Origin of the sequence: Glaciimonas sp. Gout2, from assembly GCF_035018905.1 — a bacterium.
GTDB lineage: Bacteria > Pseudomonadota > Gammaproteobacteria > Burkholderiales > Burkholderiaceae_D > Glaciimonas.
The window spans coordinates 204173-218601 of sequence record NZ_JASJXA010000004.1; the positions used below are offsets into that span (position 1 = coordinate 204173).

At 50.9% G+C, this 14429-nt stretch carries 13 protein-coding genes; 12 read left to right on the plus strand and 1 reads right to left on the minus strand.

Annotated elements, in window-relative coordinates; translation table 11 throughout:
- The first annotated feature begins 23 nt into the window (after positions 1–23).
- Together QN379_RS05445 and QN379_RS05450 are read left to right on the plus strand one after the other, a co-directional pair.
- Positions 24–1076: a beta-propeller fold lactonase family protein gene (locus QN379_RS05445; protein ID WP_323506173.1), complete on the plus strand. Its 1053-nt coding sequence runs from the start codon at positions 24–26 to the stop codon at positions 1074–1076.
- Positions 1073–1657: a cytochrome b gene (locus tag QN379_RS05450; protein WP_323506174.1), complete on the plus strand. Its 585-nt coding sequence runs from the start codon at positions 1073–1075 to the stop codon at positions 1655–1657. Before QN379_RS05445 ends, QN379_RS05450 begins: the two co-directional genes overlap by 4 nt.
- Before the next feature lie 205 nt (positions 1658–1862).
- Here the strand turns inward: QN379_RS05450 and QN379_RS05455 are convergent, their stop codons facing one another.
- Positions 1863–2774: a LysR family transcriptional regulator gene (locus tag QN379_RS05455; protein ID WP_322233740.1), complete on the minus strand. Its 912-nt coding sequence runs from the start codon at positions 2772–2774 to the stop codon at positions 1863–1865.
- Between the two features lie 272 nt (positions 2775–3046).
- On the opposite strand from QN379_RS05455, the gene QN379_RS05460 reads away from it, so the two are divergent.
- The 10 genes from QN379_RS05460 to QN379_RS05505 all read left to right on the plus strand — a co-directional run bounded on the left by QN379_RS05460 (position 3047) and on the right by QN379_RS05505 (position 13761).
- The gene (locus QN379_RS05460; protein ID WP_322233738.1) at positions 3047–4510 is read left to right on the plus strand and encodes a form I ribulose bisphosphate carboxylase large subunit; all 1464 of its coding nucleotides are present in this window, start codon (positions 3047–3049) and stop codon (positions 4508–4510) included.
- Positions 4511–4578: 68 nt separating this feature from the next.
- A complete protein-coding gene (locus QN379_RS05465) occupies positions 4579–4998 on the plus strand; it encodes a ribulose bisphosphate carboxylase small subunit (RefSeq protein ID WP_322233735.1) in 420 nt (139 codons plus the stop codon).
- Between the two features lie 29 nt (positions 4999–5027).
- Positions 5028–5969 (plus strand): CbbX protein, encoded by a 942-nt coding sequence (gene cbbX, locus QN379_RS05470; protein ID WP_322233732.1) that lies wholly within the window; start codon positions 5028–5030, stop codon positions 5967–5969.
- A gap of 65 nt (positions 5970–6034) precedes the next feature.
- Complete coding sequence (locus QN379_RS05475) at positions 6035–6817, plus strand: HAD family hydrolase (RefSeq protein ID WP_322240273.1); 783 nt, start codon at positions 6035–6037, stop codon at positions 6815–6817.
- A gap of 1 nt (position 6818) precedes the next feature.
- Positions 6819–7550, plus strand: a complete 732-nt coding sequence (gene rpe, locus QN379_RS05480; RefSeq protein ID WP_322233729.1) for a ribulose-phosphate 3-epimerase — start codon at positions 6819–6821, stop codon at positions 7548–7550.
- A 66-nt stretch (positions 7551–7616) separates the two neighbouring features.
- Complete coding sequence (locus tag QN379_RS05485) at positions 7617–8714, plus strand: class 1 fructose-bisphosphatase (RefSeq protein ID WP_322233727.1); 1098 nt, start codon at positions 7617–7619, stop codon at positions 8712–8714.
- 122 nt (positions 8715–8836) lie between these two features.
- Positions 8837–9721, plus strand: a complete 885-nt coding sequence (locus tag QN379_RS05490) for a phosphoribulokinase (protein WP_322233725.1) — start codon at positions 8837–8839, stop codon at positions 9719–9721.
- Between the two features lie 12 nt (positions 9722–9733).
- Positions 9734–11767: a transketolase gene (tkt, locus tag QN379_RS05495; protein WP_323506175.1), complete on the plus strand. Its 2034-nt coding sequence runs from the start codon at positions 9734–9736 to the stop codon at positions 11765–11767.
- Positions 11767–12480, plus strand: coding sequence for a phosphoglycolate phosphatase (gene gph / locus QN379_RS05500; protein WP_323506179.1), 714 nt, complete (start codon positions 11767–11769; stop codon positions 12478–12480). Before tkt ends, gph begins: the two co-directional genes overlap by 1 nt.
- Positions 12481–12567: 87 nt before the next feature.
- Positions 12568–13761, plus strand: coding sequence for a phosphoglycerate kinase (locus QN379_RS05505; protein ID WP_323506180.1), 1194 nt, complete (start codon positions 12568–12570; stop codon positions 13759–13761).
- The last annotated feature ends 668 nt before the right edge of the window (positions 13762–14429 follow it).

The window sequence follows — 14429 nt, forward strand, 5'->3', positions numbered from 1 at the left end:
ATTCTTTTAAAGGTATCACCATCATGAAGTGTCATTTTCTGCGTAAAAATTCTTCAAGCGTTGCCCTCAATGGTCTTCCTATCTGTGCATCGCATACTTCTGGCGCCGCTTTCGGCGCGGTGCGTGGCGCGATCTTGATCGGTGCAGTGTTATCAGTTTTTTCACTCGGACTGTTGCCAGGCATTGCCAGCGCCAGTCCTTTTGCTTACGTACCTAACGAAAAATCGGGCACTATTTCTATTATTGATACCGCCAACGATACCGTCGTTGGCGAAATCAAGGCAGGCACCAAGCCACGCGGTCTGGCAGTGCGCCATGATGGAAAAGCCTTATACGTCAGTGACCAACCGACCAATTCGTTATCAATCGTTGACTTGGGTAGCCGAGCAGTTGTCGGCTCTGTAGCAGTCGGAGAGTCGCCTGAAGGTGTGGGGATTTCACCGGCTGGTGATTGGATCGTGGCAGCAAGTGAAATTACCAACTCGGTGAATTTCATTTCCACGGCGACAAACAAACAAGAATTCATCATCAAGACGAAGGGTAAGAATCCGGAACATGCGGAATTTAGCCCGAATGGTAAATGGCTTTATGTCAGCGCTGAAGAGGCAGACTCGATCGATATCATTGACATGACCAAGCGTGAGCAAGTTGATCTGGTCAAGCTCGGAAAACGTCCTCGCGGCATCGCCTTCACGCCCGACGGCACGCGTGCTTACATCGCAGCGGAACTTGAAAGCATGGTCTATGTAGTCGATGTTGCGACCCACAAAGTGATCGCGCAGGTAAAGGCTGGCACGTTCTCGAACGGCGTCACCATGGCTCCAAATGGCAAACGTGTTTATATTTCGAACGGAAAAGACTATACAGTGTCGGTCATCGATACTGCGACCAATACCGTGGTGGCGACTGTTCCGGTCGGCAAACGTCCGTGGAATATGGCGATCACACCGGATGGCAAAAAATTGTATGTTGCCAACGGTCGCTCTAACTCGGTATCAGTCATTGATACCGATACCAATCTGGTGAGTAAAGAAATCCCTGTCGGTGAATTACCTTGGGGCGTCGCTATCAGATGACCACGCCAACCAAGTACGCGTCTAACGACAGGTCAAGAGGCACGTTCGGCGGCAGGTTAGCCGGTTACCGCTTGCCTGCGATCGCCCTGCATTGGCTGGTTGGATTGTTAATCATCGGGATGCTTATATTGGGCTATTACATGATCAATGTACCCAAAGGCACGCCGGGGCGCGCGTTTTATTTTAACCTGCATAAATCCATCGGAGTGATGACCGGCGTATTGATATTGATACGTTTGGCCTGGCGTCTTACACACCGTGCGCCGCCGTTGCCGAACGCCATGCCGCGCTGGGAAGCACGCGCTGCGCAATGGAGTCATCGCCTGTTGTATCTATGCATGATTGTGCAGCCGACGAGTGGTTATATATCGTCGTCGTTCAACAAATATGGTGTGAAGTTTTTTGGCATTCCTCTACCTAAATGGGGCTGGGAAGATCCGGGTTTGCGCGATCTTTTTGGCCTTATCCATTATGTGGCAGGTGCGGTATTTACGGCACTGGTCGTGCTGCATGTTTTGGCCGCTTTCAAGCATCTGCTGATTGATCGGGATGGCATTTTTCAACGCATATTACGGCCATAATATTGGTTCGATGTTGCATTGAATAAATTGCGCAGCTCGGGTTCTAACTTAGTCTGTAACTCAGTTGGAACTAAGCAATGTTTTCCTGTAGTCATTTTCAATGAGCTAAAATCGGGCCGACGCAAAATCAACTCAGCGGCGGGTATTGAACGTCGCACCACATAACATGGTTGGACGGCGCAACGCCGTTGGTGCTCCATCGAGATTAAGCCCAAAGATTGATTAACGGCGCTGCTTCTTCGATCAGAAATGTTTTTAATACGTGGGCCGCTGGTGAGAGCCTTTTTGACGTTAAATGCGTCACGTGCCAGTGTCGCACAATCGGTAATCCTTCAATATCCAACAAAACCAAATGCCCGGATGCCAGTTCGTGCCGGATCGTCCGCAACGATAAAAAACTCAGTCCCATGCCCGCCATGACCGCCTGTTTGATCGTTTCATTGCTCGGCATTTCCATCACGATGGGTGGATTGATCTTGTACTCCGCAAACAGGCGTTCCATCAATTGGCGCGTTCCCGAGCCTTTTTCTCGTACGACAAATTCATGGTGTTCGAGGATAGACAGCGGCGCATTTCGTCTGCGCGACAGCGGATGCTGCGGTGCGCTGATAACACCTAGCGGGTTGGTAGCAAATATGTTGGCGGTGCAATCCAGCGTATCCGGCGCATGGCCCATGATTACCAGATCAATCTCATTGCGCGCAAGCAAATTCATGATGCTTTCACGATTGTGTATTTGCAGTACGACTTCAATTGCAGGGAATTTTTTGCGAAACAATACCAATAGCATCGGCACAAAATACTTCGCCGTGCTGACGATTGCCAGTTCCACGCGTCCCTTCTTGAGGCCACGCCTTTCTGCCATCGCATCTTCTAGTTGTTTCAATTGTGCAATGGCCCCAATCGCATATTGTTGGAAATCCTGGCCCGCATCCGTCAGGCGAATCTTGCGACCAATCTGTTCATACAGCGGGATGCCGATGGCTTCCTCAAGTTGCCGCATTTGCATCGATACCGCAGGCTGCGTGACGTGCATTTTTTCTGCCGCGCCGGAGACCGATAGTTCGCGTGCGACCAAAAGAAAAGTATCCAGCTGACGAAGAGTGTAGCGGCGCATAAAAAACCTCGAATTAAGATTTACCTATAAGTATTTTCTGATGCACATTTTAGTTTTATTTATTAGACCTGATGCTAGTCGTTTTATATAGTGAAGTCCATAGGCAAGTGCAACCAAAGTCTCGTGTAGATGTTGTTGAAATTTCTTGTCGTACCTGCGTGATGCCTGCGTCGATACACCTGATTTGCACGATTTTTTGGTGACACTTAAAAAGGACTTACACAAAGTCCTGAGGTTGTTAAACGGGTATCGGCCCAACTGAGGAGAGCACGATGGGAAGCAACGACGCAGGTCAGATCATGGATTCAAAGAAGCGCTATTCAGCAGGTGTTTTGAAATACGCCCAAATGGGTTATTGGGATGCAGACTATGTGCCGAAGGAAACAGATATCCTGGCCCTCTTCCGTATCACGCCACAAGATGGCGTTGATGCGATTGAGGCCGCTGCCGCAGTCGCCGGGGAATCATCGACTGCGACCTGGACCGTCGTATGGACTGATCGCCTGACCGCTTGTGATATGTATCGTGCCAAAGCGTATAGGGTTGATCCGGTACCGAACAATCCTGGTCAATATTTTTGTTGGGTCGCCTACGATTTGTCATTGTTTGAGGACGGTTCCATTGCCAACGTTACCGCGTCGATTATCGGTAATGTATTTAGTTTCAAACCGTTAAAAGCAGCACGTCTGGAAGACATGAAGTTTCCGGTTTCCTATATCAAAACCTTCCCAGGTCCACCGACCGGGATCATCGTTGAGCGTGAACGCCTGGATAAATTTGGACGCCCTTTGCTCGGTGCGACGACCAAACCTAAATTGGGTTTGTCAGGACGTAACTACGGCCGCGTTGTTTACGAAGGTTTAAAGGGTGGACTCGATTTCATGAAGGATGACGAGAACATTAATTCGCAAGCGTTCATGCATTGGCGCGATCGTTTTCTGTTCGTGATGGAAGCGGTCAATCGCGCCACCGCAGCAACCGGTGAAGTCAAAGGTCATTACCTGAATATCACTGCTGGAACGATGGAAGAAATGTATCGTCGTGCCGAGTTCGCTAAGGAGTTGGGATCGGTGGTCGTCATGGTCGATTTGGTAGTCGGCTGGACTGCGATCCAATCGATGTCTTACTGGTGTCGTCAGAACGACATGATGCTGCACATGCATCGTGCTGGTCATGGCACTTATACACGTCAGAAGAACCACGGCGTCTCGTTCCGCGTGATTGCAAAATGGCTCCGTATGTGCGGTGTCGATCACTTGCATACAGGTACAGCAGTTGGCAAGCTTGAAGGCGATCCAATGATCGTGCAGGGTTATTACAATATTTGCCGCGATACACAGACCAAGATGGACTTGGAGCGCGGAATATTTTTTGATCAGGATTGGGGCTCATTGCGCAAGGTGATGCCGGTCGCTTCCGGCGGCATTCATGCGGGACAAATGCACCAGTTGCTGGACCTGTTTGGCGATGATGTGATATTGCAGTTCGGTGGCGGTACGATCGGTCATCCGCAAGGCATCCAGGCAGGCGCAGTTGCTAACCGCGTGGCGTTGGAGACGATGGTATTGGCGCGTAATGAAGGCCGCGATATCAAAAATGAAGGACCACAAATCCTGCGTGATGCAGCCAAGTGGTGTACACCATTGAAAGCGGCGCTTGATACATGGGGTGAGATTTCATTCAACTATGCATCAACCGATACGTCTGATTTTGCACCGACTGCTTCGGTTTCATAAACCTGAATTTACGGTAAAAAATCGTTCATCCGCGCATCACGTTAATTATAGAATTGAAGAGGATCATCATGCGAATTACTCAAGGCACATTTTCATTTTTGCCCGATCTGACCGACGCACAAATCACTAAGCAAATCGATTATTGTCTCGAAAAAGGCTGGGCGTTAGCGGTTGAATATACCGACGATCCCCATCCACGCAACACCTATTGGGAAATGTTTGGACCGCCGATGTTTGATCTGCGTGATCCGGCAGGCATTATGCAGGAACTGACCAATTGTCGGAAGACGTTTCCCCAGTATTACATCCGCCTGACGGCGTTTGATTCGAGTCAGGGTGTAGAGTCGCTGGTGATGGCGTTCATCGTCAATCGTCCTGAAGTCGAGCCTGGCTTCAGATTGGTGCGGCACGAGGAAGCGGGGCGGACGATTCGTTACAGCATTGAGAGTTATGCGGTGCAAGCCAAGCCGGAAGGTGCGCGGTACTAGTCCGTTATTTTTTTAAGAGCGAGTGAATTATGCAAACGCCGAATATCTTATCTGCCGTGCCAGTTGATCCGGTCGCATCAGGAAACCCCTTTGCACAAGCATTGGCAGCTTCTGGTATTACCGAATTGTTAGCGCAACTGGATCGCGAATTGATTGGTCTTGCACCTGTCAAGCAGCGTATTCGCGATATTGCCGCCTTGTTGCTAGTCGACAAGCTACGCGCAGAACGAGGATTTTCGGCGGGGGCACCGAGTCTGCATATGTGTTTTTCGGGCAATCCCGGTACGGGTAAAACCACCGTTGCCTTACGAATGGCGGAGATATTGCATCGCCTGGGTTACGTCAGAAAAGGTCATCTGATCGCCGTCACACGCGACGATCTGGTCGGCCAGTATATCGGTCACACCGCACCTAAGACTAAGGAAGTGCTGAAACGGGCGATGGGCGGTGTGTTGTTTATTGACGAGGCTTACTATCTCTATCGCCCTGAAAATGAGCGTGATTACGGGCAGGAAGCAATCGAAATTTTATTACAGGTGATGGAAAATAGTCGCGATGATCTGGTGGTGATTCTGGCCGGTTATAAAGACCGGATGGATAAATTTTTTGAGTCCAATCCTGGCATGTCGTCGCGCATTGCTCATCACATCGATTTTCCTGATTACAGTACGGGAGAACTATCCCAGATTGCCGATCTAATGTTGCAGACGATGCAGTATCGGTTCGATGATGAGGCGGTTGCAGTCTTTTCTGACTATCTGAATCGTCGTATGTTGTTGCCGCATTTTGCTAACGCCCGCAGTGTACGTAATGCGCTGGATCGTGCACGTTTGCGACATGCTTCGCGCTTGATGAACGATGCCGACTCTGCAGCGAATGACGTGACGTTGACCACTATTACCGCTCCCGATTTATTGGCAAGCCGCGTATTTGCGCAGGGACCTTCGCTGATTGACACAAAGGAGCACTAACAATGCAAACGCAGTCGCAGGTAACTATTCCAAATAACGTTGCAGCCGCCGAAACTGCCAGCAGCATGAGTACCGCAGGGACACTACGCGCGCTAATTTTTGATGTGGACGGTACGTTAGCCGATACCGAAACCGCTCACCGCAATGCCTTCAATGCGGCATTTGTTGAAGTCGGGCTTGACTGGCATTGGAATGAATCACTTTATGCCGGCCTCCTTGACGTGACCGGCGGTAAGGAAAGATTGCTGCACTACTGGAATATTATCGACCCCGACGAATCCAGTGGTTACAAAGTGCAGGAAACCATCAACGCCGTACACGCCATTAAGACGCAACATTATGCAGCGCTGGTGAGTGGCGGCAAATTGTCTTTACGGCCTGGAATCTTGCGATTGATACATGAGGCGCACGCAGCGGGTATGCCGATGGCGATTGCTACCACCACCACACCGGCCAACATCGATGCACTATTGCGGACGTCTTTAGGCGACGATTGGCGACAGTTCTTTGTCGCGGTCTGCGATGCCTCGACGGTCAAAAATAAAAAGCCTGCACCGGATGTATATCTGGCTGCGCTGGAAGCGCTTGGGTTGCCCGGCGCTGATTGTCTGGCTTTCGAAGATTCCGAGAACGGGCTGCGTGCAGCCGTTGCGGCTGGGATTCCTACGTTGATCACGCCGAGTACTTTTACCGCTGGTCAGCAGTTTGCAGGCGCATTGCTGATAGTGCCGCATCTTGGCGATCCGGATCAACCCATGCATCAACATGTTCCCGGCGCCGACCAGCGTTGGGTCGACCTGGCGGCACTGCGCCGCTGGCATTACGGCACTCTATTTGAAGCGGCATAACATGACTACTCCACACATCTCTTCCATGTCGACAACGCAGGGACTTCGTATTGCACCATCAATCTTGTCCGCAGACTTTTCGCGACTGGGCGAGGAAGTCCGCGCCATTGAAGCTGCAGGAGCAGACTTGATTCATTTTGATGTGATGGACAATCATTACGTACCAAATCTGACCATGGGACCGATGGTGTGCGAAGCCATCCGCCCACATGTGACGATACCTATTGACGTCCATTTGATGGTCGAGCCGGTGGATGCGTTGATACCGCTGTTTGCTAAAGCGGGCGCGAATATTATTACATTCCATCCAGAGGCGAGTCGTCACGTTGATCGTACATTGAGCTTGATTCGCGAGCACGGTTGTCGGGCTGGATTGGTTTTTAATCCAGCGACACCCCTGGATGTGCTGGATTACGTCATGGATAAAATTGACATTATTCTATTGATGAGCGTCAATCCGGGCTTCGGTGGGCAAAAATTTATTCCCAGTACGCTCACCAAACTCAAAGCAGCGCGTGCACGCATTAATGCCCATTTGGCTGCTGGTGGTCAGGAGATCTGGCTGGAGGTCGACGGCGGCGTCAAGGCAGACAACATCCTTGCGATTCAGCGTGCGGGAGCAGACACATTCGTCGCAGGCAGCGCCGTGTTCGGCGCGCCGGATGCTGATCAAGGTTATCGCACCATCATGCAGCAACTGCGTTCACAGCTTAATGCAGAACGGATGATGTAAAAATTGATGCAACTACAAATACAATCGTATCTAAAAAAATAATGTAAGTATATATAGGAGACCGGCATGCCTTTAACCCACCATCGCACGACACTGACCCAATTCTTAATTGAAGAGCGGCGTCAATTTCCGGAAGCCAACGGCGATTTCAATAGCTTGATCTTGAACGTCGCGCTGGCCTGCAAAAGTATTGCGCGCGCGGTTGCTTTTGGCGCGTTAGGTGGCGTACTAGGTAACGCTGCAGGATCTGATGGCACGAGCGCCTCGGTCAATGTACAGGGCGAGACGCAAAAGAAACTGGATGTCATGAGCAACGATACCTTCTTGCATGTGACGGAGTGGGGCGGTCAATTGGCGGGAATGGCATCTGAAGAAATGGAACTTCCGTATCAGATTCCAGAGCAATTCCCAAAGGGAAAATATCTTCTCGTATTTGATCCGCTGGACGGCTCATCCAACATCGATGTCAACGTCGCGGTGGGGAGTATTTTTTCTGTGCTGCGTGCACCGGACGGTATTGAGTATGTTACCGAAGACAGTTTCTTGCAACCCGGATCGCAACAAGTTGCTGCGGGTTACGCAATTTATGGCCCCGCAACGATGTTGGTGTTGACGGTTGGAACTGGCGTAAGCGGTTTCACGCTTGATCCTAACCTGGGTGAATTCATGCTCACCCATCCGGATTTGCAAATCCCACCCGACACCAATGAATTCGCGATCAATACATCCAACAGTCGCTTTTGGGAAGAACCGATTAAACGTTACGTCGACGAATGTGTTGCCGGTAAGAGCGGTGTGCGCGATAAAGATTTCAATATGCGCTGGATCGCCTCAATGGTCGCGGAAGCGCACCGTATTTTAATGCGCGGTGGCGTATTCATGTACCCGCGTGATACCAAAGATCCGAGTAAATCCGGTCGTTTGCGCCTGCTGTATGAAGCCAATCCAATCGGCTTCATCATGGAGCAAGCGGGTGGCAGAGCCAGCACCGGGCGTGAAGCGATTATGTCAGTTGAACCGACCTCTTTACATCAGCGTATTGGTCTCATTTTTGGATCGCGTAATGAGGTCGAGCGGATAGAGGCTTATCACCATGCGCCAGTGAGGGACGAGCTGTCGAGTCCGTTATTCAATGAGCGCAGTTTGTTTCGGGTTCCTGCTTAATAGTTATCGATAGTGCGGTTTCATTTTTTTTACTTAGCCGCAGCGCAACTATTCTGATGTATAGCAGGGATTTTCCCCGCACCCGCATCACGTAATTCTCACCAATACTTTGAGAGATCACCATGTCCGAACGCTATCCAATCATTGCGATTACCGGTTCTTCGGGGGCGGGAACGACGTCCGTCACGCGCACTTTTGAGAATATTTTCCGTCGTGAGAACGTCCGTTCGGTGATCGTCGAGGGCGATAGTTTTCATCGCTATGATCGTCAGGAAATGAAAGTAAAACTATCTGCTGCCGAGGCGAGTGGTGACAATAATTTCAGTCACTTCGGCCCTGACACCAATCTTTTTCCTGAGCTCGAAGCGCTATTTTCGAACTATGCAAAAACCGGTAACGGACGGCGTCGCAAGTATTTGCACGACGTAGAAGAAGCAGCACCATACAAACAAGAGCCAGGCACTTTTACGCCTTGGGAAGATTTGGATCCCAACAATGATTTATTGTTTTACGAAGGTTTGCACGGCGGGGTGGTGACCGAGAAAGTCAATATCGCCCAACATCCGGATTTGCTGATTGGTGTTGTTCCCGTCATCAACCTTGAATGGATCCAAAAATTATGGCGCGACAAGTCGAAGCGTGGCTATTCAACAGAAGCTGTGACCGATACGATCCTGCGCCGTATGCCGGATTATGTGAATTATATTTGCCCGCAGTTTTCGCATACACATGTCAACTTTCAGCGCGTGCCTTGCGTGGATACATCGAATCCTTTCATCGCGCGGGAAATTCCTGCACCTGATGAGAGTTTGGTGGTGATTCGATTTGCCAATCCAAAGGGCATCGATTTTCAGTATCTGCGCAATATGGTGCATGACTCGTTTATGTCGCGTGCCAATACGATCGTTGTACCTGGCGGAAAGATGGAGTTGGCGATGCAGTTGATATTCACACCATTCATCCTGCGTATGATGGAACGTAAAAAACGCGCAGCAAGTTTACTCTGACCGGGGACCAACATGAACGCTCCAGAAAAATTAGCGGTAACGACGGCAACGCCAGCGGATGCTTTACGATTTTTAGCCGCCGATGCGGTGGAAAAAGCCAAGTCCGGCCATCCCGGTGCGCCGATGGGAATGGCGGAAATAGCAGATGTTCTGTGGCGTCGCCATCTACGTCATAATCCGGCTGATCCAAAGTGGCTTAATCGCGACCGTTTCGTTTTGTCCAATGGCCATGGCTCGATGTTGCTCTACGCATTATTGCATTTGACTGGCTATGATTTGCCGATAGAGGAATTGAAACAGTTTCGCCAGATGCATGCCAAGACGCCCGGTCATCCCGAGGTGGATGTCACTCCTGGTGTAGAAACAACGACTGGTCCACTCGGTCAGGGTTTGTCGAATGCGGTTGGCATGGCGCTGGCAGAAAAAATGCTGGCCGCTAATTTCAACCGTCCCGGCCACGCGATCATCGACCATCATACCTACGTCTTCGTTGGTGACGGTTGCCTGATGGAAGGCATCAGTCACGAAGTCAGCTCACTAGCCGGCACGCTGGGTCTGGGAAAGTTGATCTGCTTTTACGATGATAACGGGATTTCTATCGATGGTAACGTCAAAGGATGGTTTGCTGACGACACGCCAAAACGTTTCGCTGCTTATGGCTGGAATGTGATTGCCGCAGTCGATGGTCACGATGTGGAGGCGCTTGATCGGGCCATTCGTCAGGCTAAATCGCAGAGTAGTCAACCAACTTTGATTTGCTGTAAAACCATCATCGGAATGGGCGCACCGAACAAAGCCGGTGGTCACGATGTACATGGCGCACCATTGGGGGCTGTGGAGATTGCGGCGATGCGCGCAGCAAAAGGCTGGACTGCTGCGCCGTTTGAGATTCCGGACGAGATGGCGACAGCGTGGGATGCGCGCACCGCTGGTCAAGCGCGGCAGGCTGAATGGAACGTTCAGTTTGCGCAGTATCAAGCGGAACATCCGGCATTGGCGTCGGAATTGAATCGCCGGATAGCGGGAACGTTGCCCGCAGATTTAGGTGCGGTATTTGATCGGCTTATTAATACGCAAGGCGAACTTCACAAGAAAATTGCAACGCGTAAAGCTTCGCAAATTGTGCTTGAAGCGATTAGTGCGACGCTGCCCGAGTTTTTTGGTGGCTCGGCAGATTTGACCGGCTCGAACCTTACCAATGTCAAAGCATCGGTGTGGGTCAATCATCAAAGCGATGGCATTGGTAATTATCTGAGTTATGGCGTGCGCGAGTTCGGCATGGCTGCGATGATGAACGGCATGGCATTGTATGGTGGATTTATTCCGTACGGCGGTACATTTATGACGTTCTCCGATTACTCGCGCAATGCGATTCGGATGGCTGCATTGATGAAGCAACGGGTAATTCATGTGCTCACGCATGACTCTATCGGATTGGGTGAAGATGGTCCAACGCATCAGCCGATTGAGCACGCTGCCAGCTTGCGTTTAATTCCCAATAACCGACTCTGGCGACCGTGCGATGGCGTGGAAACTGCGGTGGCGTGGCAAGCCGCGATCATACGTACGGATGGTCCGACCTGTCTGATTTTCTCGCGGCAGGCATTGACACCATTTGTACGCAATGCGACGCAAATCGGCGACATCTCTCGCGGCGGTTATATATTGAGCGAGTCGCTAGCGGACCTTAAAGCGCCACAAGTTGTGCTTATTGCGACCGGCTCAGAAGTAGAGATTGCTGCCGCGGCAGCGATGCGTTTAAGTCAAGATGGGATTGCAGTTCGCGTAGTGTCGATGCCATGTGTTGAGGTATTTTATGCGCAAGATAGCGGTTACCAAAAGAGCGTTCTACCAGACGGCATTCCACGCGTCAGCATCGAAGCCGGCATCACCTGGTTCTGGCGCGCTGTCGTTGGAGAAGGGGGCATCGCCATGGGTATCGATACCTTCGGTGAGTCGGCACCCGCTGAACAATTGTATGACCACTTTAAACTGACCGCGGAGCGCATGGTTGACTGTGCGATGTCCGTCATGAGGAGCACATGATGGGACGCACTAATACATCTCAACGCACGGCCCTGATCGACCTTGATGGCACGTTGGTGGATACGGCACCGGATATTTTTGCAGCGGTCGACCGCATGCTGGGCGATCTGCAGGTCGGGCCATTGCCATATCAGACAGTGTGCGATTTTATCGGTAAGGGAGTGCCGAACCTTGTTCGTCGGGTGCGAGAAACTAAGGGTATCGTCGATTTTTCGGAAGAGGATTTAATCGCACATTTTTATCGGCATTACAGGCAGACAAATGGTCATTTTGGTTTTGTTTTTCCTGGGGTCAGGGAAGGTTTAACCGCTTTTAAATTGGCCGGATACAAATTGGGTTGTATCACCAATAAGCCTTTTGAACTGGCCGAATCGTTATTGCAGATTGCCGGACTTGATGGCTACTTTGACATTCTGGTCGGCGGCGATTCACTGCCGACCATGAAACCCGCACCAGAGCCGCTTCTGCACGCTTGCGACTATTTGAAGACGCGCCCGGAAAATGCGGTAATGGTCGGCGATTCTGGTGTCGATGTCGCTGCCGCCCGCGCTGCGGATATTCGAGTCTACGTTGTCCGTTACGGCTATCCAGGGCCAGCAGGATTGGATGCGCTGGAGTGTGATGGCTTGATCGATTCGTTATTGCAATTAGCCCAGCAAATCACCAATCCGGCTTCACTTTGTGTAAGTGAAGTAAATGAGATGGTCAGATAGTCGCGGTAGCGTTTGCAGCTGCACCATCCGACGCTCTCAAAGAAGCGCCGGATGGTCTAACCAAGACATTCGCAAGGAGAATATCGCATTATGCAATTCAAGAAATTGACCGATTTTTCACCCGTTCAGCTATCCGGGCAAAGCGTATTTATTCGCGCCGATCTAAACGTTCCGATTGATGATGCGGGCAATATAACGGACGACACCCGTATCCGCGCTGCGTTAGTGGGAATACGTTTCGCGGCAGAAGCTGGCGCTCGCGTGATGGTGACCTCGCATTTGGGACGGCCGACTGAGGGCGAACTAAAGCCCATCGAATCACTCGCGCGGGTGGCTGAGTCTCTGGGCAAGTATTTGGGCCAATCCGTCAGATTAGTGAAAAATTGGATTAGTGAAGAGTTTTCGGTAGCGGATGGCGAGATCGTTTTATTGGAAAACTGTCGCGGTAATGTTGGTGAGAAAAGCAACGGCGCAGCGTTGTCAAAAACCATGGCGGCACTCTGCGATATTTATGTCAATGATGCCTTCGGCACTTCGCACAGAGCCGAAGCCACCACAGAAGGCATGGCGCACCACGCCAAGATCGCCTGCGCCGGACCTTTGATGGCGGCAGAGTTGGATGCCCTGACCACTGCGCTGGCGAACGCCAAAAGGCCGCTCGTAGCAATTGTCGCCGGTTCAAAAGTTTCTACCAAACTGACGATTTTGGATGCGTTGGCTGAGAAGGTGGACCTGTTAATTGTCGGCGGCGGTATTGCTAATACTTTCCTTTTGGCGCAAGGTTCGGCAATTGGCAAGTCATTAGCGGAACCTGATCTGGTGGATGAAGCACGCTCCATCATCACCAAAATGCAGGCGCGAGGAGCGGCGGTGCCACTGCCAAGTGACGTGGTATGTGCTAAACGGTTTTCACCTGATGCGATTGCGACGATTAAGGCAATTGGAGATGTCGCGGAGGATGATCTGATTTTTGATATTGGCCCTGATAGCTCGGCAGCGCTGGCAAAGACGTTGCAGGGCGCTGGAACAATTGTGTGGAATGGGCCGGTTGGGGTGTTTGAATTTGCGGCGTTTTCGGACGGCACGCGAGTGGTGGCGGAGGCGATTGCGGCGTCGCCGGCTTATTCGATTGCTGGGGGTGGGGATACTGTTGCTGCGATTAATGCTTTTGGGATTGCAGATCGGATTGATTATATTTCTACTGCTGGTGGGGCGTTTTTGGAGTTTTTGGAGGGGAAGGAGTTGGCTGCTGTGGCGGTGCTTAATGAGAGGGGTGGTTGATTGATATGGCGTTAGGTGGATAGTGTTAGTCGACGGCTTTGGTTTATTGACACGGTTATTACTCCGTGGATGCTGGTCGGGGGTAGCCCGACAGCTAGTTACTTTCTTTTGCTTCGCCAAAAGAACAGTAACCAAAGAAAAGGCGACCGCAACTGACGCTGCCCTTCGGGTTTCCAAGCATTTCAGCCGCCAGTCGGGTTGAAAGACCAACTCGCTTCGCTCAAACATGTCTTCCAACAATTCCCGACTGACAGCTGAAATACTTGGCAGCGTCCATGACGGGTACGTCAAGAACCAATTCAAAAACAACCGCAACGTCAAAGGTGGCTGCGCCTGCAAGGTCAAGAACAACGTCAAAGGTGGTTGCATCTGCAACGTCAAGAACAGTGTCAAAGGTGGCTGCATCTGCAATGACAACATCTACTGCAACTTAATCACAATGACCGGAAAGGAAAGATTTTTAAAAAATACTTCCGTCATAACACCAATTTTCTCGCTGATTTTTTAGCTGTTGTCACGTTGCAGGCGCAGCCACCTTTGACGTTGCTCCTGACGTTGCAGGCGTAGCCACCTTTGAAGTTGTTCTTGACCTTGCAGGCGCAGCCACCTTTGACGTTGCTCCTGACGTTGCAGGCGTAGCCACCTTTGAAGTTGTTCTTGACCTTGCA